The organism is Francisella sp. LA112445 (assembly GCF_012224145.1).
Lineage (GTDB): Bacteria > Pseudomonadota > Gammaproteobacteria > Francisellales > Francisellaceae > Francisella.
Window position 1 is genome coordinate 515,499 of sequence record NZ_CP041030.1, and the last position, 24,453, is coordinate 539,951.

Sequence of the window (24,453 nt, forward strand, 5' to 3'; positions counted from 1 at the left end):
TTAAAAATTGTTAATGTAACGGTAGGATGATAGTTATTTTTAAGCCATTAGGAATATTGTTTTGTGCAGTAATATTACCATCATGAAGTTGAATTATCTTTTTCACTAATGATAAACCTAAGCCGTTACCTGTCTGTGTGCGACTCTTTTCTTCACGGAAAAATCTATCAAAAATTTTATTAGTATTTTTATCATTTATACCAATGCCTTGATCGGTAATCTCAATCTTATATTTAGAGTTTTCAATTTTACTTATTATTTTAACTTTAGTATTTTGCTCAGAATACTTGTAACAGTTATCAAGAATATTTGTAATACTTTGGAAAATTAGGTTTTTATCAATACAAATATTTCTAGTTTGAATATTTGTTTCTAGAAGTATGTTTTTTTGTTCAAATATCGGTTCATAAAGTTCAATAGCATCATTGATAATATTTTTAATATCTATACGCCTTTTAGATAAATTTTCACGACCATGTTCTAAGCGATTTAGTCTGAGTAAACTGTTAAAAATATCTAGAAGTTTATTGCACTCAGCTAGAGCCTCTAATGTATCTTCGTTAGGGTTAGATTGTGCTAGGTTTTCTAACCTGTTCTTAAGTCTTGTTAGTGGGGTTTTTAGATCATGGGCTATATTATTTGAGACACTCTTTATATCAATAAGTAACTCCTCAATGTTACCAAAAAGGATATTTAATATATTTGCTAAGTTACTAAGGTCATCCCAATTAGTGTCAGACTTTATCCTTTGACTAAAATCTTGGGTATTTACAATTGATGCTGCGGAACTTGCAATGTGGTTTATCTTCTTTACCACAAAGACACTTATAAGGTAACTAATTATGACAACACAGACCGCGCCTGTTACTCCTATGGTTAATGGTATAATATGCTCAATAATCCTATCTCCTAATGATGATAGAATTATATAAATCCAAGAGGCTATACTTAGTCCAAGTAGTATTGTAAAAAGCATAGCCATTTTAAAGCTTGAGCTAATTATGTACCTACGTTGAATAGTGTCATTTAGCTTATTCTTGGATGACATATCCAAATCCTCTAACTGTTTTAATTGGGTCATTTAGACCATCCTCTGTGAGTTTCGTACGTAGGCGAGATATATGCACCTCTACGACATTTGTCTGCGGATCAAAATCATAATCCCAGACTTCTTTAAGAATCATAGACTTACTAATTACTTCATTTTTATGTTTTAGTAAAAGGTGCAGAACCTTATATTCTCTTTGTTGGAGTATTATTGGTTGACCATTTCTATGAACTTCATGGGCAAGTTCATCTAGCTCAATGTCACCACAGGTTAGTTTATGAGTTTTTGCCTGAGTGATTTGCTTAGTTCTATTGTAGAGAATATTAACTCTAATAAGCAATTCATCAATAGAAAAAGGCTTCGTAAGATAATCGTCACTACCAGATTTTAGGCCTTCAATCTTATTTTCAGTACTATCTAAGGCACTTAGGATAATTATAGGTGTTTCAATATTTTGCTTACGTAGTATTTTAAGTAGTGAAATTCCATCAAGGTATGGCATCATCCAATCTATAATTATTACATCGTAGTTGTTTGTGTTTATTAAAAATAAAGCTTCTTTGCCATCAAAAGCAAGAGTTGTTTCAATATTGTTTTTCTCAAAATTTGTTTTGATAAATTGACCAATTTGCTTGTCATCATCTGCAACTAAAACTTTAAATTTATCACTCATGCTGTAAGATTGTTTTAAATACATTTAGTTAATTATAACTAATTAGTCGATTTGTATCTTGAAAAAATAGCGAAAGAACTTATTTTAATTAATAAATATTTTGTGTATAAAAGGTAATGCATAGAAAATTGGAGGTCAAAATGAAAAAAATTTTAGCAACAATGCTTGGATTGGCTGTAGTTTCTGGAGCTTATGCCGAAAGCTACACAATGTATGCAAAGGCAGATGAAAAGTCCCAGAAGTTAGGACAGATTGATGATCAGAATCCTCAATATCAAGCTATTTTTTCTAAGAAGGGCTGGGTAGAGGTTGTAAATAATGCTAATGGTCAAGTAGGCTGGGTTAAACAAAAACCTCAAGAGAAAACATCTCAAACTGTTCAAGATGATCCAGTTGCACAGATGTTAGCGGACTTTCAAAAACAACAACAAATGTTAGATCAACATTTCAATAGTGTCGTGTCTAATATTGATGATAATGTTGCTCAGCTAGCAAATCAATCAGGTTCAACTATTGCAAAGGGTAAACCTAAAATATTTAAAGAGTTTAGCTCTATCACAATTGATTCTAATGGTAAAACAGCAAAGATTATTAAGAAAACACAAGATGGTAATGGGGATGTTAAAACTATTGAGAAAGTGGTTCCTGCAAGTCAGTTAGCAAATATTAATATTCAAAACTAAATATAAAATCTTAGATCCTCTAATCGATTTAAAAAAATAATAAAATAAGTTATTATTAATGTTGGATAAACAACTATAATTTTAAGGGGATAATTATGTATGAAGAAGAGTTTTTATCAGAGAAATTACAGCACTTTACTCTTGCTGATATAGCATTAGTTAAGATTGTTTATTTTTTGGTTGGCTTATTGGTAGCTACTAATTACCTAGTGTTAACCTCAATTAGTTGGATATTCTACTTGTTGATGTTTTTGACAGCAGCATTTCCAATAGTGATTCATCTATTCTCATTTGAAGGATCATATATTGAAAAAGCTAGAATGTACCTTAAAACAAATAAGCCATCGTATCAGGTGTTGTTGTTTTTTAGTATGTTTTTCCTTGCGTGCATGCTTACAGTTTTAATTCCTATATTAATACTGGTTCCATGGTATGTGTATATCGTATTAATCATAATATTGGCTATAAAGCCAATGAAATCTAACATGTTTTGGTAAAAAAATCATGAATAAGTCTACTCATGCAGGCCAAAAGATCTACACTAAGATGACTTTGAAATTGTATAATTTTGTTGTACTGTTTTTTAACAATACTTTTGTTTGGAAGTGTAAAACAGCAAAGCTATTGAAACAATATAGTGATAATGTTTCAGAAAATCATCTCGATATAGGTGTAGGCTCTGGATATTATTTGAAAAAGCTAAGTTCTAAGATAAAAAAAGTAGCATTGATGGATCTAAACCTAGATTGTCTTGAATATGTTAAGAATTCTCTTAGAGGTAAGGATGTTTCGACATATCAGGTTGATATTTTAGAAGATATTGACGAGAAGTTTATTGCTAACTTTGATTCTATCTCTTGTAATTACTTAATTCATTGTTTACCAGATAATGGTAATAAAGAAGTTGTTTTTAAAAATATTGCAAAAATGCTCAAGCCTAATGGAGTAGCTTTTGGCTCGACTATAATTAATGAATATGATTCAAAACTAGCTGTAAAAATTGCTAATAAATTTAATTCAAAAGGGATTTTTGATAATGTAAATGATTCGTATGAATCTATAGAAAAATATATTAGTAATAATTTTAAAAGATATTCAATCAAGAAAATTGGTTCAGTTTGTCTATATGTAATGAGCCAACCAATCAAATAATTAAATATTTTATCTAAAAGCCTTAATATTTTACATTAATGAGCCAAAAAAAAATTCTATTATGAGTCTGAGTATAGCATTTTATGCATGTTTAAATGTAGTACTTGGTTAAACAAGTATTAATAAGTAGATTCTGTGGTTAAACCTATGGTATGGCGCACTACTTTATTTAGTTATAGTATTTCATAAACTATTTTGTATATTTTGAAAATTCATAGTATAATTAATATGTTGTTAAAATTTAACAACAAAAAGAATCAAAAAAAAACAAGAAAAATAGAGATTAAATTTAGAGAATAGTTTAAAGGAGAAAAATCATGAGTATTTTAAAAAAACTAACTGCAGTGGGTTTAGCATCAGTATTAGTATGTGGAGTATCTTTTGCAGATACTAGTGATCAAACACCAGCAGCAACAAACAGTAATGCAGCAGTAGCTCAATCAGCTAAAGCAAGTGAAGCTACTAGTACAGCTCAAAAAGGAAATGCTAGAACATCTCGCGAGTTTATATCACCATTAAGAAAAAATAGATTAGAGCGTCGTGTAGATAGAAGAAAAGATATATTTAGTTCAGATAAGCAAGATGCCTCTACTAAAGCAACAACTAATAAAGTAAGTCAATCATCTTAAATAAAATAATCTTTTAGATCTAAAAGATTTCTACATTAATCTAATTGCTAGCTCTTAAAAAAAATTTTTGGGGCTGTCCTAGATAAGTTTACTTTAAACTCTCTCTAACCCAGTGTTTAATTAGCTTTAGCTGTTCCTTAGAATCACTGTGATTAAATCTCCACTCACATTCCTTCAAAAACAAGTAAAAATGGTCTCTAGGAATACCATTAAATTTTCTCAAATGTCTCTTAGCTTGATTCCAGAAGTTTTCTATACCGTTTATATGATTATACTTCTTTGCAAACAGCTTACTATGGTTAATTCTATAATGTTTAAACTCTGAAACATCTAAGGCATTATAACTCCTAAAAGTATCAGTGTAAACGATACAATCAGGTTTAACTTTTTCTCTAATTATTGGTAATAGAGTATCACTCTTAGCATTTGGAATGATTACTGTATATACCTTACCATTACGTTTAAGTAAGCCAAATACAGGAACTTTACCACCAGCTCCTCTACCTCGTTTCCCTTTACGAGTTCCTCCAAAATAGCTTTCATCTACTTCAATCTCTCCTGTAAACATTTCTAAATGCTCACTATTTTCATAAATTAATAATCTTAATCTATGAAAATAATAGCTGGCTGTGGTTTTATTTACTGATACTAATTCTGATGCAGTTCGTGCTGTACTTCCTGCTATAAATAACTCTATTAATTTGTCTTGCTTGTATGTACTTAATCTACTTTTCCTCATCAAAACCATCCTAACATAACTTAGTTATCTAGGACAGCCCCAAATTTTTAATATACCAATTTTTTATAGTTTATAATAAATAACATTCCTAATTATTTTTGTTATAATCGCTATATAAGTGATTTTTAATAAAAGTATATGAAAAGGAAATTTTTAATAGCTATCGCCTGTACGGGTGCATTACTCAGTCTTAATTCATGTAGCACAAAAGTAGCATATGAGAATCCAGATAGTGTTGATACAACATCAATAGACTTTAGTTCTACCGACTTACAAGCAATTACTAAAAAAATGGCTGATGATATGCTTAACTCACGTGGGGTTAAGAAGATTACAGCTATGGATACGCCAACTCTATTCTTTAGTAACATCCGTAATGAAACAAATGAACACATTAATACGACAATGCTATCAAACACTGTCCAAACTCAAATTGTCAATTCTGGATTGTTCCAAGTAACAGATATGACCCAGATTAAAAATATTCGTGAGCAATTAGGTTATCAGGCTAATAGTGGTATGGTTGATCAAAGTACAGCTACAAGAATCGGACATAATATTGGTGCTAGATATATGGTGTATGGAAGTATCCAGGATATTAATAATGTAAGTGTAGATAAAGATAGAAGATCTAAATACTTCTTAGCTACCTTGAAGATGTTAGACTTAAAAACAAATTTAATTGTATGGCAAGGTGAGAAACAAATTCTTAAATCTCAGACAAGATCAATGTTTGGTTGGTAGTTTTTGAATAATAGGAGAAATCATATATGAAAAAGAAAATTATAGCTTCATTAATAGCTTCATCATTAATAGTTAGTCCTTTATTTGCTGAAGATTCTAGTGTGCCAAATTCTAATACTCAAAGCTCTGGATCATCACAAAATATTTCCGTAGCTAAAGACTCTTCCGATCAGCAGCAGTCAAAAACTAATATGACCACAGATATAGCTACATTAAATAATGGTATTTCTTCTAGTGCTGCTCCTGTTGCTGCAAAGAATGCTGATGTTGATAACAGATCAGCTGAGCAAATATTAAGTGATGTAATGGAAGGTTATATAGATGAAAATAATTTAAGAGATAAGTTTGAGTATGTAGGCTCAGCTATAGGTGTAGCATCTGTAAATCAAACAAATTCAAACTATGTTGATAGTGCGCAAATGGCTTTTGAAAAAGCGTTGATAAAAGCACAAGCAGATTATATATCATTTATCTCTGCAAATACTAAAGTTGATAAGAGTTTTAGTGTTGATAGTACGCAAGGCTCTGGAGCTAATGAGATAAATACTGATTCAGATAAGCCTAAAGAGGGTACTCAAGCAGCAATTGATGCTAAGAAAAAAGCTCTTGAAGAGGCGCAATTAAATAAACAGCTTAAGGAACAGGGCTTAGATCCTAATAGTTTCACATCAGTCTCAGAAAAGAAAAAAGCTCTTTTAAATCAAGAAATGACAATAAAAAGCTTAACAACAGGTTTTGGTAACCTATCAGGTCTACTTCCTATTAAAACTTTTGTTGTTGAGAAAAATGGTAATGCTGCTATTGGTGTAGTTGTTATTTACTCAGCGAAAATTAAAGGAATGTTCGAAGATATTAAACATGGTAATGAGCCATTAATAGTTGGTAAGGGTGGTGAGTCACCATCAGTTTTATATAAAGATAAAACTGGTGAAGATATGATGGGTGATTATGGTATTAGAGTAGGCTTTGGTAAAGATAATAAGCCATACATTCTATCTTATGGCCAAGGTTCATATAATGGCCCTAGTATTCAAGGTGTATCATCTGGTGATTATGGTTATAAGCAAGCAGCTATTATGGCAAGAGCAAACCTTGTTACTTTGATAGCAGGGCAAATGTCGACAAAAGAAGCTTTAACAATGTCCGAGAATATTTCGAGCACTTTAGCAAAAAATACTAAAACAGAGCAGACTCGTAGAATAGATGCTACAGATATTGAGAAGACTCTATCTACTTACTATAAAACTAAAGCGAACTTAGATATTGTTGGGCTTAAAACAGTTAAAAGATGGCGCTATCAATTACCAAGTACAAAAAATACAGTTTATGGTGTTGTTCTTAAGTGGGACCCTAAACAAGTTGCAACAGCTAACAAAATCAAAAACTTTAACTATGATGAGTATCGTAAACAAAACACAAAATCATCGTCTAGTTCTAATAGCTCTTTAAATGGAAAAGTAATTATTAGACAAAGTGACGATAACAAATATCTAAATCAGTATTAAGGTTTTAAAATGAAAAAAACTTTAATTTCTATTATAACATTATCTGTTTTTTTATATTCATCATTAGCTTTTGCAACAGCTAGTTCTTCTGGAAGCTCAATGATCAGTTCTGGAAGTTCTATTGTGAGCTCAGGCAGTACTAGTATTGTCTCTGGTAGTTCTGCTAAATATAAGGGAGTTGATGAGCGTAGTAATTTAGATATGTTTAAAATCGCGATTCTACCGTTTGATGCTCATAATGCTAAGATAAGAGCTAATATGGGTGTAAGACAATTACAAGATGGTTTGAATAATATTATAATTGCACAAATTACTCAGTCGCGTAAATTCAGAGTTTCTAACCGTGATGCAAAAGATCAAGAAGCTTATGAGAGAGAAACTCAGCGGATAATCAACTCTGATACAGATAATGAGAAGAATAAACTTAACAAGAAAATAGGTGCAGATTTCATACTTACTGGAGATATATTAGGTCTAAATATATCTAAGAAGAATACTACATATTATGGTCAGAAGTTTACCTCATATCATGTATCGGCAAGTGTTGCTTATCGAGTAGTGGAGTTAGCGACAATGGAAGTTAAATGGTCCAATGTCGTTACTATAAATGTTCCTGCAAATATTGCTAACCAGTATGTTGAATCAAATAATGGTAATTACTCTGAGCTACTACACTATCTAGGCAAGAGATTTGGTAAAATTATATCTGATCAGGTTGTTGGAGCTATCTATCCTTTACAGGTTTTAAAAGTAGATGATGGAGAAGTGTATTTCAATCAAGGTGGAGATAGAGTTATCAAAGGTAATGTCTATGAAGTTCGTCAAGATGGTGGTGTTACTATAGATCCAGCTACAGGTCAGCACATAGTACTTGATGGTAAAGTTTTAGCTAAAGTAAGAATCACAGATATAATGCCTAAATATTCTATAGGTGTTGTAATTGATGGCAGTTTAACAAAAATCCACAAAGGCTTACGCGCATATTTAACAAAATAAGAAAATGAAGCTTAAACTTTCTTTAATAGTTGCTATATGTTTTGTGATATCTAGCTGTGCTACTTTTAGCGGTAGTCATCCGCATCAAATGGCTAAAGTAAAACAAAGTATCGATGAAAATCATCCAAGAATGATAGAGGCAAGTTTTTTAGAGAATTTTGATACTAGTGGTATAAATGAGTCTTTAGACTATTTAGAAACTGGTAGGTTTGAGCAATTACTAAAAAATGATCGTTTATCTTTATATAAATATTCAAAAGCTACAGATTATGTTTCTAAATCAGAATTTGAAGCAAAAATTAGAGTTAGAAATATCTTAAAAGATGCCCAGGCAACATTAACGAGTGATAGAGAAAGATATTATTATATACCTGATTATGAAGTAACTTTCTTGTATGCTTATCAAGCTCTTAATTATTTAATGAAGCATGATCTTGAAAATGCTGCAGTAAGTATTAGAAATCTTTCATATGCCCAATACGCAACTTTTGAGTCAAAAAATTTATCAAGAAATGCTAATTTAAGTAATTATAATCAAGTTAATTCAAGCAAAGTCTATTCTGACTTATCTAGAACAAGGCAATATAGACAGCTATATAATATAGCTAATAAGGTTAGTAATTCTTATGAGAATGGTTTTGGTTACTATTTAGCAGCTATTATCTATCAATCATATGATACAAATTTAAATAATGCTAATCTTTCAATGAAAAATGCATTGCGAGTTATTCCAAATAATCCTTATGTACAAAGAGATTATGAGCAAATACATCAAGCGTTTAATCAGGGGGGAGACGTTTATAAGAAGGGGCAAGGTAAGCTTGTTGTAATATATGAAAATGGCTGGGTTGAACCAATCCAAAAATTTGATTTACCAATTATTATATTTGTTCAATATGCAGGGATTCAAAAGATTTCACTACCATATTATGCACCTTATAGTTTAGGGGCTCCTGCTAATGTGGCAGTATATAAAAACAATGAAGAAGTTGCTCAAGGTCAGACGGAGTTATTGGTAGATACAACTGCAATGGCTGCAAAATCCTTATCTGATAGGTATGCTATAATTGTTACTCGTGAAATACTACGATTGATAGCAAAGACAACAATGTCTGTTGCTGCTATAAAAGCATCAGGGGATTATGGAGCTTTAGCAGCTATTGGGACATCAATATATAATTTAGCTACTACTCAAGCAGATCAAAGAAGTTGGAATCTTTTACCGCGAAATGTTGATCTTTATTCAACAGATCTAGATCAAGGTCAATATAATATAAGAGTCAATAATAAAATCCAGAAGGTTTCTATTGAACCACAGAGAATAACTTTAGTCTGGGTTGTTAAGGAACAAAGGTTTGAGAAGGTTTTATTTAAAGGTGTCTTGTAGATTGTTTTCGTTAGAAAAGTTTTAATTAAATAGTATTATTTTTTAATTTTACCTTTAAATTGTCTTATAAGTATAATAAAGTTAAACATTATTTCCTTATTCGAAATGAGAAAGTTATAAGCTTAGTTCTTATTTAAAGCTGTAATTTGTGATGGATTTTAGACTATTTTATTGATTAAATATAGTAGTCTAATGATTTGCAAATTAAACTTTCTAAAATTTAAGTAATTATAATTAAATAAATATTTTTGGAGAAAAATATGAGAATTTTATCAGTCCAAGATATGGCTAAAATAGTTGAGAAGCATGGGTTTAATAATTTTATAAAAGATCTTGTGAATTATACAAAAGAAGATTTTATTAGGTGGAATGAGTTTGATAAATCTCCTAGGTATGCAGCGCATGTTCCAGGTGGAGTGCTAGAACTTATGCCAACAGCTGATAATAAGCTTTTTACTTACAAATGCGTTAACGGACATCCAGCAAATCCTTTTGAGGGTAAGCAGACTGTTGTAGCAACTGGCCAGTTAAATGAGATTAAATATGGCTATCCTTTGTTAATATCTGAAATGACAGTTCTCACTGCTCTAAGAACAGCGGCAGCTACAGTTTTAGCAACGGATTATTTAGCTCGTAAAGATAGTAAAACTATGGCGTTAATAGGAACAGGAGCACAAAGTGAATTTCAAACTTTAGCTCATAAGTTAATACGTCCGATAGAGACTGTTAAATATTATGATACAGATCCTGAAGCTATGAAAAAATATGCGAATAATATGAAAGATGTAGATCTTGAATTTATAGCATGTGATAGTGCTAAAGAAGCTTGTCAAGATGCTGATATTATTGTTGTATGTACAGCTTGTAAGCTTCATGCAATCGTTATTGAAAATGATTGGGTTAAAGAAGGTGTACATATTAGTGGTTTAGGTGGGGATTGCCCAGGTAAGACAGAACTGGATATGAATATACTCTTTAGAGGAAAGGTAGTTGTTGAATACAAAGAGCAGTCAATGATCGAAGGTGAAATACAAAACCTATCTCCTCAAGAAGTCGAAGAGGTTTTACATGCAGAAGTCTGGGAAATCTTAACAGGTAAGAAAAAGGGTCGTGAGAGCGATGATGAAATCACTATCTATGACTCGGTTGGTTTTGCAGTAGAAGATTTTTCAGCTTTACGCCTAACTTTAGATTTAGCTGAAAAATATAATATTGGTAGCCAAATGGATATGGTGCCACCAATCAAGGATCCAAAAAATTTATTTTCGGTGTTATAAGTTTAGGTTTTTAAAGGAGATTCTTATGAAGAAAGTAGAAGCTATTGGTATTGGAATTGGTAATGCAGGTAGAGAAATAGGGTGTGGTAGAGCTCCTTATGCTCTTTTAAATGAGCTTAGAGATAGAAGAATAGATGCTCAAATTTATAATTATATCGGTGGTAGAGCAGAAGTTGAGACAATGAGTAAATACTTTACTAATGTTGCAAAAAAAGTCTCTGAAATTCTTAATGAGGGTAAATTCCCTTTAGCTCTTGGTGGAGATCATTCATGTGCGATAGCAACATGGAGTGGTGTATATGATTACCTAAAAGACCAAAACAAAGATTTAGGCTTAATTTGGATAGATGCTCATATGGATAGTCATAGACCAGATACTTCTGATACAGGGAACATTCATGGAATGCCTGTTGCTCATCTTTTAGGCTATGGTTATGAGGAGCTAAAAAGTATTCTTAATAAAAATCCTAAATTAAAGCCTGAGAATATTGTATTTTTTGGGATTCGTTCTTATGAGCAACCTGAAAGAGAGTTTTTAGAAAAATTAGGAGTTAAAGTTTATTATCAGTCAGATTTGACAGATAGAAATTTTGAAGATTTATTTTTACAAGAGTTTGAACGTCTAGAGAGAGCAACAGAAGGTAATGTTGGTATTAGTTTTGATTTAGATGGATTAGACCCAACTAATCTTGATGCTGTAGGAACACCTGTTGAGAATGGTATAGATCCACAAGTATTTTATAAGACTATCGAAAAAATCAATTTCCACAGTTTAGTCTGTTTTGAGGTTGCTGAGTATAATCCTTTAATTGACAAAACTAAAGTATCTCTAAACTATATGACAAAACTGCTAAGATTAGTTGAGAGTAGTGTAAAAAATCTTCCACAAAAATAGTTTATATACAAAACTTCTGTTAATATAAATACTTACTAAGTCTCTAAAAAATTATCATCCTAATGAATTGTGATAGCAATATTCTTTTGATGACAGATAGTTATAAGCATTCTCATCCTTTTCAATATCCGGATGATACTAATTATCTTCACTTTTATCTAGAAAGCCGTGGCGCGGCAAATTCTGTTCTTGGCTCTTATACACGGTTTTTTGGCCTACAGTATTATATTAAAAAATATCTTTCTAAACCATTAACATATCAAATGATAGATGAAGCTGAGAGTATTGTAAAAGCCCATGGTCTAACATTTTATAGGTCAGGCTTTGAAAGAATTGTAGAAAAACATAATGGTTTCTTACCAGTTAGAATAAGAGCTGTTGCTGAAGGAAGTATGGTTCCATTAAAGAATACTTTAATGACTATTGAAAGTACGGATCCTGAGTTAGCTTGGTTACCTGGTATGCTAGAAACATTACTTTTAAAAGTATGGTATCCAACAACTGTAGCGACTATTAGTTTTAATATTAAAAAGGTTATTAAAGAATATCTCCTAGAAACCGCAGATAGCCTTGATAAACTTGGCTTTATGCTACATGACTTTGGTTATAGGGGAGTCTCCTCAGAAGAGTCAGCTGCAATTGGTGGCGCTGCTCATTTAACTAATTTTTTAGGAACGGATACTTTAGCAACACTACGTTTTTGTAAAGAGTATTATAATGAAGATATTGCTGGCTTTTCAATTCCTGCAAGTGAGCACTCAACAATAACTAGTTGGGGAGTTGGATCAGAGTGTGAGAGGCAAGCTTTCGAGAACATGATCGAGCAGTTTGGTGATAATAGTGTTTTATATGCTTGTGTATCTGATAGTTGGGACTTTAAAAAAGCTATTCAAACTTGGATTGATTTAAAAGAGAAGGTTAAAGCAAAAAAGGCTAACTTAGTTATTCGTCCTGACTCTGGTGATGCTGTGGATAATATTATCTATGCATTAAAAGAACTTGAGAAAGCTTATGGTAGCATAACTAATTCAAAAGGCTATAAAGTGTTAGAGAAAGTCGCTTTGATTCAAGGTGATGGAGTGAGCATCCATTTAGCGAAGAATATTTTAAATGCAATGAAAGAGAATGGTTTCTCAGCTGAGAATATCGCATTTGGTATGGGTGGAGCACTACTACAAGGAAATTTTGAATCATCTATTAATAGAGATAGTTTTAAATTTGCAATAAAATGTTCTGCTATTAGAAGAGCCGATACAATTTTTGGAGTTAAAAAGGAGCCTGTTACTGATCTTTCTAAAAGATCAAAAGAAGGGCGTCTTGATCTTATAAAAGATCAAAATGGTGACTATAAAACAATTAAATTAGACCAAAGTTATGCTTTAGGAGAGTATCATCCTGAAAGTCAACTAAAGACATATTATGAAGATGGAAAAATACTTTTTGAGCAAAGCTTAGAAGAGATTCGTAATATATAATAAAATATTGATTTTATAGTTACATAAATGATATTGTTAGTATACTAATAAAAAAATAAGGAAATAATCATGTTAGAACATCATCCATTAGTAAAAGAGTTCCCTGAACTTAAAGAGCAAATTCACAATATTAAAGAAGATCATCATATCAGTAAGCAAATGAAGCATTATGAAGAGTTAGATAAGAAGATATTTAACCTTGAAAGCACTGGTAAATTTGAGGATACTGAGTTAGAGAATCTTAAAAAGCAACGTTTAGAAACTAAAGATTTAATCTACAAAGCATTAAGATCTTAATATCTCATATTCATTCTTATAATAATCTCTTAAACTTTCTCATAAATTTAATTTTTGTACGGTTAACTTTTGTTAGCTAGTATCTTTTTTATATATTCATTTATTATAAATACATGTTATTCTAAAATTAAGACGAAAAAAACATGTCATTCTACGATACTGAATCAAGTCCAGCACAGGCTTTGATCGTAGAATCTAATTTAAGACTCATAGTGAGTATATACTATGGTCACACTTTGACTCCGTTCAGTGGACCGGAGAGGATGACAAAATGGTTTCAAAAGATGTAATTTATCTAAGAGAACATAGTATTGATATGTATTAAGGATTAGTAATGCTAGTAACAAAATATCAAAAATTAGTGATTAGTTTAATTGTTCTTACAGGAGTTTGTTCTGGGTTTGATATAGGTGTTATATCAGGAACTTTACCTGTTATAAAAGATGAGCTATCTCTAAATTTCAGTCAGTTATCACAGATAGCGGGGATGGTGTTTTTCGGTGCCTTATTATCAAAGTTGATATCTGGTCCATTAATGGATTTTTTGAGTAGAAAAAATGTTATAGCTTTTGGAGCATTGCTATTTACGATATCAATGGTATTAATGATGCTTTCAAATACTTTTGTAACTCTTATGTTATCAAGGCTTCTTCAAGGCATTTCAGTTGGTTTTTTACTAACAGTAGTTCCTATATATATTTCTGAAACAAGTATTGCAAGATTTAGAGGTAGGGCTATGGCAATATTCCAGCTATCATTAGTTTCAGGAATATTTTTAGCTAATTTGTTTGCTAGTATATTTGTTAATGATTTTGGTTGGAGGTTTATTTTTGGTTGTGCTATTCCATTTTCGATAGCTTTATTTATAGTTAGTCTCTTAGCACCATTTTCACCATCATGGCTTGTGTTAAAAGGTAGAAATAATCAGGCATTAACTATAGGTGAGCAACTAGATTTAAAAATTCAATTATCATTGAAGGAAAAAAATAAAATAGGATTTATCGAATTTATAAAGATTGTTATTAAGCAAAAGTATTATCTTTCTATAGCATTAATTAGTTTGATGGCTGTTCTAAATGGGTTTGTTGGTATAAATGTTTTTATCAGCTATGGTCCAACTATTTTTGGTCAGCTTACGAATTGCTCTAGTTGCGATCCAACTTATTATGGCTCAGCTATGACTTTAGTTAACCTAATAGCTACTGTAGTTGGTTTATTTTTAGTTGATGTTGTTGGTAGAAGAAAACTTATTATAGGAGGGTTAATTATATCTTTCCTATCAATATTTATGACAGTTCTGTTTATAACTGGTAGCTCTGATAATATGGCATTATTTATGCTTGTGATTGTTGTGTTTGGTGGAGCAGTTGGTCCTGGTGTTTGTATATGGTTGGTTTTATCAGAGGTTTTACCTGTACATATAAGAGCAACGGGTATATCTATTGCTCTTGTTTCTAAGGCTCTAATTGAGAGTATGTTTATTTCGAGCTTTTTAGATCTTATTAATGATTATGGTTATGCACCTATACTATATTTTATGGGAGTTTGCATAGTTGTATTTATAGTAGTAGTTTATAAATTTTTGCCAGAAATGACAAATAAGGAACTTCTTTAGACGAGTTACTTTAGATGTGCAGTTAGATCTTTTAAATCGTAACTAGCTATATCTTTTTGTTTTGCATGATGTTCTTCTAGAAGGGCAAAATCAGCATCTGCATAAGCACATAGATCACCTTTTTCATTGTAAATATCAACTTTTATCCAAACTGTTGTGCGACCTTTTCTAATAATACTAGTTTTAAAAATATGAGAGACCTTGCTATAAGTTGGCTTAAGATATTTAATGTTTAGGTTACGAGTCATACAAAATGACTTACTAACACTTAAAACATGCTTACCAAGAATATCATCACATATTAAAGCAATAATGCCTCCATGGATGACATTATCCCAACCTACATGGTTAGGTAAGCATTTAAACTTAGTATACATATGCTCGCCAATATGATATAGCGGAAGTTTAATCCCTAAAGGGTTTCTTTTTGTATTACTAAAACAGGTAAAATCCCAAGGGAAATCAATTGGTTTGTGGTTATCTAAATTTATCATTTTTTATACCTATCAAATTATTACATAAATAAATTTAAAGACTGTTTATTTGGTGATACTCTAATACTCTAACCAAGACCTTATAAGTAGGAGGGTGTCATATAAGCCCATTATCATCCTCGTGCTTGAAACGGGGATCTCTTGACTACACGTCAAATCAACAGTTTTAAAATATATTATTTTTTATAAGTTTGTGTTTGTAGTTTAGCTTAAAAATATTTAATACTAGAGAAGGTTATGAAACTCTTAGCATGCTTCGATAATACCTGCCGCACCCATTCCAGTACCAATACACATTGTAATCATAGCATATTTTTTACCAGTACGTCTTAGTCCGTGTAGTGCTTTAACGGTTAATATTGTACCAGTAGCACCAAGAGGGTGACCTAAGGCAATAGCTCCCCCGCAAGGATTAACTTTTTCTGGATTAAGTTTAAGATCATGTATTACAGCTAGTGATTGTGCTGCAAAAGCTTCATTTAGCTCGATCCAATCAATATCATCGATTGTTAGGTTTGTTTGTTTAAGTATCTTAGGTACGGCAGCAACAGGGCCTATACCCATAATACGTGGATCAACACCAGCTACTGAGAAGCCTAAAAACTTGCCTAAAGGTTTTAGATTATGTTCTTTAAGATATTTCTCACTTACAAGAATTACAGCACCAGCTCCATCTGATACTTGTGAGCTATTACCAGCGGTAACAGAACCACCATTTGCAAAAGCAGGTTTTAACTTAGCTAGAGCTTCAGCTGATGTATCTTTACGTGCACCTTCATCAGTAGCTATAGTCTTCTTATGATTGATGATTTCACCACTTTGCTCATCTGGTTTACGATGATCAACATTTATTGGTAGTATTTCATCTTTAAAGTAGTCATTTTCAATAGCATTAACAGCTTTTTTGTGACTATCAAGAGCAAAAGCGTCTTGATCTTGACGAGATATATTCCAGTCTTTAGCAACATTTTCAGCAGTGATACCCATACCGTAAGCTATGGCAATATTTTCATCTTTTTCAAATACCTCTTTGCTAAAAGACATTTTATTACCACCAAAAGGGATCATGCTCATACTTTCTATACCAGCACCTATAGCTACATCCATATTACCTTGAGCAATCTCATTTGCTGCAATGGCGATTGATTGTAGCCCAGAGCTACAGTAACGGTTAATAGTAAAAGCTGGAACAGTATTTGGTAAACCAGCAAGAAGAGATGATATTCTAGCAACATTTAGACCTTGTTCAGCTTCTGGCATAGCACAGCCAACAACTATATCACCGATATCATCAGGATTAATATTTGACTCAGTAACAGTCTTTCTCAATACATCTGCTAGTAGCTCATCCGGACGTTTTTTTGCAAAACCACCTTTTTTGCCTTTTGTAACCGCAGAGCGTTTTGCAGCGATTATATATACATTTTCACTCATGGACAGTACTCCCTTAGTTTCTTAGTGGTTTGCCTGTTTCTAGCATATGTTTCATTCGAGCTTCAGTTTTCTCAGACATAGCAAGCTCCTTGAAGTTTTTAAGTTCTCTTCCAAGGATCCAGTCTTCTGAAACTTCAGTATCTTTTTCAATTTCTCCGCCACACATCGTATCTGCAAGATTTACCGCAATTTTATAATCATGTTCAGATATTTGATTACCATCACGCATATTTACAAGCAAAGCTTTGACTGTTGCGATACCAGTCTCACCAAATACTTGAATTTTTTGCTTAAGAGGAGGTTGGTATTGACTAAATGCTAGTAGTTGAGCTTTTTTAAGAGCAACAGTAAGTATTTCTTTACTATTCATGACGATAGTATCACTTTCACGCAAGAAGCCCATTTCTTTGGCTTCATAACCACTTTTAGCTACTTGTGCTAAAGCTAAATTCTTATAGCGTTTTTCAAAGTCTTTCCATGGATCTTGCGCTTTAGAAGCTCGTAGAGCCATTTCTTTTGAGCCTCCCCAACCAGGTATAATCCCTACACCTGCCTCAACTAGACCAATATAACTTTCATGTGCAGCAACTGCAGCATCACAATGCAAGATAGTTTCACAACCACCACCAAAGGCAAATCCCTTAACAGCTGCAACCACAGGTATCTTGCTATAACGAAGTTTTTGGGTAATGATTTGATGGCCTTTGCGAATGACTTCTTCTATTGCAGCTTCACCATTCATGGTAAATTTGATACCGAACTCTTCTAGATTTGCGCCAACTGAGAAGATATCTTGTTGTTGCCATATAACCATGCCATCTAAGTTTTCTTCAGCGTAATTTATGGCTTCAGAAATGCCATCTAGTACATCATCGCCAATAGAGCACATTTTACTCTTAAATGATAATATGCCGATACCTTTATAGTCATCTATTTGCCATAGTTTGACACCATCATTTTCATAGAGTGTTTCAGTATTAACTTCACTTGAATGTTGAATAACAGTATCTGCGAAAAGTTGTCTAGCATAGACGTTTAATTTATCGCGAGATATAAGTTCTTTATCATTAAAACTAAATTCTTTGTTATTTTGATAAACACCAATATCTAAATCATCTACCCAGTCAGGAAGTTTGTTTTGTGATAGAGCTTTACCTGCGGAAATATCTTCTTTTAACCATTTAGTAACTTTGTGCCAGCCAGCTAATTGCCAGATTTCAAAGATTCCTTGTTTCCAACCAAATCCCCAACGAATTGCTAGATCCATATCTTTAGGGAAGTTTGATATATCTCCAACAAGATGGGCTGCATATAGGAACATTTCTCTAAACGTTGCCCAAATAAATTGAGCTTGGGTGTTATCACTATTTCGTAAGCCTTCAAGCTTGTTGCTCCAATCTTTATCAGATAAAATTTTTAAAACTTCTTTGTCTGCTTTTTTATCCGATGGACGATATTCTTTAGAATCTAAGTCGAGCACTTTAATACCATCAGACTCTTTTATATATAAGCCTTTTTTGGTCTTTTGCCCAAGAGAGCCATTATCAATAAGGTTTTGGATCCAACTAGGAGTTTTATATAAATCCTGCCAGCCATCTTCTAGGTTATCTTTCATTGTTTCTACTACATGTGATAATACATCTAGTCCAACCAAGTCAGCAGTTCTATAGGTAGCACTTTTAGCACGTCCTAACTTTTTACCTGTAAGCTCATCAACTATTTCTAATGGGATATTCATTTTCTCGGTATAGTGACAAGTTACAAGCATAGAAAACACACCTAAGCGGTTAGCTATAAAGTTTGGTGTATCTTTTGCTCTTATTATGCTTTTACCAAGTTTTTCTACTAAGAAAGTTTCCAATTTATCAATAATTTCAAGATTAGTATCTTTATGAGGGATTAACTCAACTAACGGCATATATCTAGGAGGGTTAAAAAAGTGCACACCACAGAAGTTTATTTTTAAATTTTCAGGTAGAACTTCAGCAAGTGTTGTGATGCTAAGTCCAGATGTGTTAGATGCTAATATAGCGTTTTCTTTTAAATGACTTGTAATATTTGTATATAAACTCTCTTTTATGTCCAAACGCTCAGCTACAGCTTCAATAACAAAATCACAGTCTTGAAGTAGCTCTAGATTATCTTCATAGTTGGCTGGAGTAATATATTTAATTGATTCTTTTGAGCCAAAAGGAGCAGGATTAAGTTTTGTGAGCTTTTGTAACGAGTCTTCTATGATTTTATTTGGTTGCCCATCTTGTGATTTTAGGTCAAAAAGAATAACTGGAAATCTTGCATTTGCAAAATGAGCAGCTATTTGAGCTCCCATTGTTCCAGCACCAAGTACTGCTATTTTATCGATATCTTGGCGCTGTGGTTTACGATCTACAGGTTCTAGTTTTTTTGCAATATTTGATTGTGAGTTATTACTCTCGCTATCAGGAAGATATTCATCGCCAAAAACTTTCAAATAACCGCGCATGGCATCTTCTTTTGACATACCTTTAATAGCGTCCCAAGCCATCCACTTAGCTTTCTCGACCATTTTCAATGCAGAAGGCTTTTTGGTATTATTATCGCCTTCTTTAACTTGTTTATAGAAGGCATACAATTTGAGCTTTTGACTATTATCCGGCTTGAAATCAATAGTTGCATCGCGGACAGCTACAAGCATTTCTTCAAATTTTTTTTCTAACTCAGTCATTTTTCCTCCTTGAGGTCGATATCACTATCGATTTTTTTGTATAAACATTTAACAGAGTATTTTTATCTAAATTTCTCCTTTAGCTTGCCATTCTGGGTGAGCATTTTTAGGGCCTAGTGCATAGTCATCAAACTCATCTGTTTGGATGATATTATTAACCTTAGTTAACATCTCTTTAGCGTTTTGAGCCTCTTCTTCAGATATGATATTATTTTCCAAAGCTTCTTCAATGCAGGCTGACCAGTTCACTTTAGGTAACTTTTCAGCTTTAATAGCATCGATAATTTTTTTCTTGATGTTTGTAACTTTTAGAGCTGCTAGGTATGCATTTTCAACCCTACCAGTTGGATCATTATCATTATTTGGTACATAGCAGTAAGCTTTCATAGCTTCTCTGGTTTCACAGTTTGTACTTAAAGCCTTGCATATTTGTGCTTCAAGTTTATCTGAGGGTCTTCTGAATTTCTTACCATAAGGGAACACAAAGAGTTTCATTTTTGTACCAAATATTCTATTTGGGAAGTTTCTGAATAGATCTAACATCGCTTGTTGGGCTTGGTATAAGCAATGCTGAATACTCCAATCAACAAAAATATCATCACTCATTGGTTCATCGGCATCTTTATAGTATTTTAGAACAGCACAAGCCATATATAGATAGCTCATAATATCACCAAGACGTGCTGATAATCTTTCTTTACGTTTTATACCAGCTCCCAAAACTGTAACAGATATATCATTAACATAAGAATATGCGGTACTCATATGAGAAATATATCTATAGTAGCGTTTGAATTTTGAGTTATAGCTAGTAGCGGTAAAGCCTCCGCTTAGGCCATACCATAAGGTACGAGAGCCATTAAGAGCCATATATTTAAAGTGACTTTTAAAGTTATCGGTAAAACTTTTTTCATCATCATTCATTAAACTTTCTATTTCTTTGCGTATGTATGGGTGACATTTCATAGCACCTTGGCCAAATATCATTAAGTTACGCGTCATAATATTTGCACCTTCAACAGTTATGCCAATTGGTGTTGCCATATATGGAATAGCAAGATAGTTATTTGGTCCCATAATAATTGCTCGACCACCATGAATATCCATTGAGTTATTGATAGTTGTACGTCCCATTTCAGTTAGATGATATTTTGCAATTGCTGAAGCAACAGAAGGGCGAATATCACTATCAACAGCAGCTACTGTAAATTGGCGAGTTGCATTAGCTATATACGCAAGACCTGCCGTTTGAGCTAGTTTTTCTTGAACACCTTCAAACTGAGCAATCGGAACTTTAAACTGCTCACGGACACTTGCATATGCCGATGTAATAACAGTAGACATTAAAGTATTTGCTGTGCCACATGCTGGTAATGATATTGCTCTACCTATAGATAAGCACTCAACTAGCATACGCCAACCTTCCCCAGCCATTTTCTGACCACCTATGACCCAGTCCATAGGTATAAAAACATCCCTAGCCTTTATATAACCATTCATAAATGCTTGTCCTAAAGGAAAACCTCGCTTACCTATCTCTAGACCTTTATGATCATGAGGGAGTAAAGCACATGTAATACCTTCTGAGCCTGTATCTTCTAATAATCCATCAGGATCTTGTAGCTGAAATGCTAAGCCCACAAGTGTTGCAATAGGAGCTAAAGTGATATAGCGTTTGTTGATATTCTTTAGTTTAATTCCTAGAGTTTTCTTACCGTTGTACTCTTCATAGCATACAATACCTTTATCAGGTAAAGAGGTTGCATCAGATCCAGCAGTAGGTCCTGTTAATGCAAAACAAGGTATTTCCTCCCCAGAAGCTAATCGTGGTAGATAATAGTCTTTTTGATGATCTGTACCATAATGAACTAAAAGCTCACCAGGGCCTAAAGAGTTTGGAACCATTACAGTAATTGCTGCGGTGACACTTTTTGTTGCTAGTTTCATTACTATCTCTGAGTGAGCTGCTGCAGAAAAGCCTTTGCCACCATACTCTTTACCGATTACTAAGCCTAAAAAACCTTTTTTGCGAATAAAATCCCAGGTTTCTACTGTTAAATCCTTATCTTCATAATTAATTTTCCAGTCATCAATCATGGTGCAAAGTTCAGTAGTTTCATTATCTAGAAAAGACTTTTCTTCAGTAGATAGTTCAAACTTCTTAAGGCTATGAAGTTTATCAAAATCTGGCTTTCCTTGGAATAAGTCTTGCTCAAACCAGTTATCACCTGCATTAAGGGCAGTTTGTTCAGTTTTTGAAATTTTTGGGGTCGATTTCTTTGCTATTTTGTAAATCTTGTTGAACATTTTTAGCTCCTTAAGCAGTGAGTTAATTATTATTGTTCATATTTCTCAGCATATTCTTTTTGTAAGGCATTTACATCAATTTTTCCTACCGTATTTTTAGGTAGCTCATCAATAAAAATTATTTTTCTTGGGAGTTTATAGTGAGCTAGTTTGCTTTCGCAATATTTGAATATTTGTTTTTTGGATATTTTTGCATCTGGTTTTAGAACTATAAAAGCTACTGGCATCTCACCAGTTTCTTTAGAGTGTCCTTTGATAACAGCAGCATCTTCTATTTCATCTTTCTCAATAAGTACAAGTTCGACTTCTTTAGGGAATACATTAAAACCAGATACAATAATCATATGTTTTATACGCCCTGAGATTACTAGGCGACCAAGCTCATCTAAGTAGCCCATATCTCCAGTTTTAAGCCAGCCATCATCAGTGAAATGCTCTTTGTTTATTTCAGGGAGGCTCCAGAATCCAGGAGATTTTTGTGGACCTGTAACCCAAATTTCACCAGTTTCACCTTGAGGTAATTCTTTACCATTATCATCGTAGATCTTTATATCTGTACCTGGTAAAGGAAAGCCAACAGTACCATTAAAAGGCTCATCTTCTAATGAGTTAACTGTAACTACAGGAGACATTTCAGATAGACCATATCCTTCTTTAATATTTACTCCTGTTACTTTTTTCCATTCATTTGCTACAGCTTCAGTAGTTGACATCCCGCCACTTATGGAAAGCTGGAAGTTAGGGAATTTACTATTTTTGAATTTTTTATTATGCAATAATGCTATATAAAGAGTATTTACACCAAAGATAGTGGAGAAGTTATTTTTTCTCATTTCACTAACTAATGATTTTATATCTCTAGGGTTCGGAACTAACACTTGGAATGCCCCAGAAAAGTAAAAAAGAAATAGGTTTCCTGTAAGGCTAAAAATATGATAGATAGGTAGAGCATTTATAACAATTTGTTCACTAAGATTTATTGAAAACCCTTCAGTCCAAGCTTTTATCTGATAAATATTAGCAACGATGTTTTTATGGAGTAAGATTGTTCCTTTAGGTGTCCCTGTAGTACCACTAGAGTATTGTAAGGCTGTAATATCATCAGGGCTGATTTTAATCTTAGAGTAATCAGGCTTGTCATCTGAGCTTATAGCGTTTTCAAAAGTATCGAACTTATCTTTTGAGAATTTATCTTTCATACCTTTGATATACTTGATAATAAAAGAAATCAGCTGTTTCTTAGGTGATGGGTATAGATCAGCAATGCCTGTGACCATTTTGTGTTGTAGATCTTCACATTCATCGGCAATAGCTTCAACATTATGAGCTAATGAAGAAAGGACAATTATTGCTTTTGCTTTTGAATCTCTAAGTATTCCTTTGACTTCTCTACTTGTATATAAAGGGTTTATATTAATAAAGATACAACCTAACTTAATTAGAGAAAATATGATGATAGGGAATTGCAATATGTTGGGTAACATAATTGCTATATGGTCACCTTTTTTGATATTCCATTTATTTTGTAGAAATCCAGCAAATTGATCAGAGTAATTATCAATTTCTTTAAAAGTTAGTTTTTCACCGTGACAGGTAAGAGCATCTTTTGAGGAAAATTTTTCAGTGGTTTCTTTAAGCATATCATTTAGAGTGATATTAGGTATGCTTATGTTAGGATTTACTTCTTTAGGGTAGTTTTCTTTCCATGGTTTAGGCATTTTAAATCTCCTATTACTTACTGAATTTTTATTAACCCTCTATTTAATTCTCCTGTATTGTGGCTTTGTACTTTAAAATATTTCTTATGATTTCATTATATTAGATATTTAATCCCACCAGCAAATCTTTTTTACAAATTTGGTTATCTAAATAGTTAAATTATTTTAATGTTAGTGTTTCTGTTATCTCGTGTAACTATTGTGGTGAAACTTTTTTTATCATTTCTTTTTCAATTCATTTATAATTATGGATATTAACAAGAAATAGGGTATTTAGTATTGTTATGAAAATTTATCATAATCCAAAATGTTCGAAGTCCCGACAAGCTAAGCAAGCCTTAGATCAAAGTAATACAAACTATGAAACGCATTTGTATTTAGATGATCCTTTATCGGAGAAAGACTTAGTATCTTTGCTTAAAAAATTAAAACTTTCTATAAAGGATATCATTCGTACCAAAGAAGATATTTGGAAAGAAAATTTTAAGGGTAAAGAGTTTACTGATAGCCAGCTTATTGAAATAGTTGCTAAGAATCCTAAACTTTTAGAGCGACCAATAATTGAGCATAATGACTTTGCAGTAGTAGCAAGGTCTGATGATAAAATTACAGAAATATTAAATACTTACTAGTTTTGTGCTAGTATTTCAAAGATTAAATTCTATTTACAGGAGATTTTTT

Annotated in this window: 22 protein-coding genes; 14 read left to right on the forward strand and 8 right to left on the reverse strand. The window is 32.5% G+C overall.

Translation table 11 applies throughout. The features are described from left to right. Positions 1-10: 10 nt before the first annotated feature. Together FIP56_RS02585 and FIP56_RS02590 are read right to left on the reverse strand one after the other, a co-directional pair. A complete protein-coding gene (locus tag FIP56_RS02585) occupies positions 11-982 on the reverse strand; it encodes a HAMP domain-containing sensor histidine kinase (protein ID WP_348633318.1) in 972 nt (323 codons plus the stop codon). Between the two features lie 49 nt (positions 983-1,031). Then, positions 1,032-1,721, reverse strand: a complete 690-nt coding sequence (locus FIP56_RS02590) for a response regulator transcription factor (RefSeq protein ID WP_192577411.1) — start codon at positions 1,719-1,721, stop codon at positions 1,032-1,034. A gap of 140 nt (positions 1,722-1,861) precedes the next feature. On the opposite strand from FIP56_RS02590, the gene FIP56_RS02595 reads away from it, so the two are divergent. From FIP56_RS02595 to FIP56_RS02610, 4 genes are all read left to right on the forward strand, one after another. Beyond that, positions 1,862-2,404, forward strand: a complete 543-nt coding sequence (locus FIP56_RS02595; protein ID WP_192577412.1) for a hypothetical protein — start codon at positions 1,862-1,864, stop codon at positions 2,402-2,404. A gap of 95 nt (positions 2,405-2,499) precedes the next feature. After that, positions 2,500-2,901, forward strand: a complete 402-nt coding sequence (locus FIP56_RS02600) for a hypothetical protein (protein ID WP_192577413.1) — start codon at positions 2,500-2,502, stop codon at positions 2,899-2,901. A gap of 7 nt (positions 2,902-2,908) precedes the next feature. Further along, positions 2,909-3,556: a methyltransferase gene (locus tag FIP56_RS02605; RefSeq protein WP_192577414.1), complete on the forward strand. Its 648-nt coding sequence runs from the start codon at positions 2,909-2,911 to the stop codon at positions 3,554-3,556. A gap of 317 nt (positions 3,557-3,873) precedes the next feature. Next, a complete protein-coding gene (locus FIP56_RS02610) occupies positions 3,874-4,185 on the forward strand; it encodes a hypothetical protein (RefSeq protein WP_192577415.1) in 312 nt (103 codons plus the stop codon). A gap of 88 nt (positions 4,186-4,273) precedes the next feature. On the opposite strand, the gene FIP56_RS02615 is transcribed toward FIP56_RS02610, so the two are convergent. Further along, positions 4,274-4,924, reverse strand: coding sequence for an IS1595 family transposase (locus FIP56_RS02615; RefSeq protein WP_192577416.1), 651 nt, complete (start codon positions 4,922-4,924; stop codon positions 4,274-4,276). 138 nt (positions 4,925-5,062) lie between these two features. Here FIP56_RS02615 and lpoB point away from each other — a divergent pair, with 138 nt between their 5' ends. The 9 genes from lpoB (at position 5,063) to FIP56_RS02660 (ending at position 15,115) form a co-directional block, all read left to right on the forward strand. After that, on the forward strand, positions 5,063-5,668 hold the full coding sequence (gene lpoB / locus FIP56_RS02620; protein ID WP_192577417.1) for a penicillin-binding protein activator LpoB: 606 nt from the start codon (positions 5,063-5,065) through the stop codon (positions 5,666-5,668). Between the two features lie 26 nt (positions 5,669-5,694). Beyond that, positions 5,695-7,173 (forward strand): DUF6844 domain-containing protein, encoded by a 1,479-nt coding sequence (locus FIP56_RS02625; RefSeq protein ID WP_192577418.1) that lies wholly within the window; start codon positions 5,695-5,697, stop codon positions 7,171-7,173. Between the two features lie 9 nt (positions 7,174-7,182). Beyond that, a complete protein-coding gene (locus tag FIP56_RS02630) occupies positions 7,183-8,169 on the forward strand; it encodes a CsgG/HfaB family protein (protein WP_192577419.1) in 987 nt (328 codons plus the stop codon). 4 nt (positions 8,170-8,173) lie between these two features. Further along, positions 8,174-9,556, forward strand: a complete 1,383-nt coding sequence (locus tag FIP56_RS02635) for a hypothetical protein (protein WP_192577420.1) — start codon at positions 8,174-8,176, stop codon at positions 9,554-9,556. 260 nt (positions 9,557-9,816) lie between these two features. Beyond that, complete coding sequence (locus FIP56_RS02640; protein ID WP_192577421.1) at positions 9,817-10,833, forward strand: ornithine cyclodeaminase; 1,017 nt, start codon at positions 9,817-9,819, stop codon at positions 10,831-10,833. A gap of 25 nt (positions 10,834-10,858) precedes the next feature. After that, positions 10,859-11,728, forward strand: a complete 870-nt coding sequence (locus tag FIP56_RS02645; RefSeq protein WP_192577422.1) for an arginase — start codon at positions 10,859-10,861, stop codon at positions 11,726-11,728. 62 nt (positions 11,729-11,790) lie between these two features. Beyond that, positions 11,791-13,203 (forward strand): nicotinate phosphoribosyltransferase, encoded by a 1,413-nt coding sequence (locus FIP56_RS02650; RefSeq protein WP_192577423.1) that lies wholly within the window; start codon positions 11,791-11,793, stop codon positions 13,201-13,203. A 69-nt stretch (positions 13,204-13,272) separates the two neighbouring features. Next, complete coding sequence (locus tag FIP56_RS02655) at positions 13,273-13,500, forward strand: DUF465 domain-containing protein (protein ID WP_192577424.1); 228 nt, start codon at positions 13,273-13,275, stop codon at positions 13,498-13,500. A gap of 334 nt (positions 13,501-13,834) precedes the next feature. Next, positions 13,835-15,115, forward strand: a complete 1,281-nt coding sequence (locus FIP56_RS02660) for an MFS transporter (RefSeq protein WP_192577425.1) — start codon at positions 13,835-13,837, stop codon at positions 15,113-15,115. Between the two features lie 5 nt (positions 15,116-15,120). Here FIP56_RS02660 and FIP56_RS02665 read toward each other — a convergent pair whose 3' ends face one another. The 5 genes from FIP56_RS02665 to FIP56_RS02685 all read right to left on the reverse strand — a co-directional run bounded on the left by FIP56_RS02665 (position 15,121) and on the right by FIP56_RS02685 (position 23,772). Continuing rightward, positions 15,121-15,609, reverse strand: a complete 489-nt coding sequence (locus FIP56_RS02665; protein WP_192577426.1) for a PaaI family thioesterase — start codon at positions 15,607-15,609, stop codon at positions 15,121-15,123. Between the two features lie 246 nt (positions 15,610-15,855). After that, complete coding sequence (locus FIP56_RS02670) at positions 15,856-17,043, reverse strand: acetyl-CoA C-acyltransferase (protein ID WP_192577427.1); 1,188 nt, start codon at positions 17,041-17,043, stop codon at positions 15,856-15,858. Positions 17,044-17,056: 13 nt separating this feature from the next. Next, the gene (locus FIP56_RS02675) at positions 17,057-19,747 is read right to left on the reverse strand and encodes an acyl-CoA-binding protein (RefSeq protein ID WP_192577428.1); all 2,691 of its coding nucleotides are present in this window, start codon (positions 19,745-19,747) and stop codon (positions 17,057-17,059) included. 66 nt (positions 19,748-19,813) lie between these two features. Continuing rightward, positions 19,814-22,054 (reverse strand): acyl-CoA dehydrogenase, encoded by a 2,241-nt coding sequence (locus FIP56_RS02680; RefSeq protein WP_192577429.1) that lies wholly within the window; start codon positions 22,052-22,054, stop codon positions 19,814-19,816. Between the two features lie 29 nt (positions 22,055-22,083). Then, a complete protein-coding gene (locus tag FIP56_RS02685; RefSeq protein WP_192577430.1) occupies positions 22,084-23,772 on the reverse strand; it encodes a long-chain fatty acid--CoA ligase in 1,689 nt (562 codons plus the stop codon). 284 nt (positions 23,773-24,056) lie between these two features. On the opposite strand from FIP56_RS02685, the gene FIP56_RS02690 reads away from it, so the two are divergent. Further along, a complete protein-coding gene (locus tag FIP56_RS02690; protein ID WP_192577431.1) occupies positions 24,057-24,404 on the forward strand; it encodes an ArsC/Spx/MgsR family protein in 348 nt (115 codons plus the stop codon). Positions 24,405-24,453: the final 49 nt, after the last annotated feature.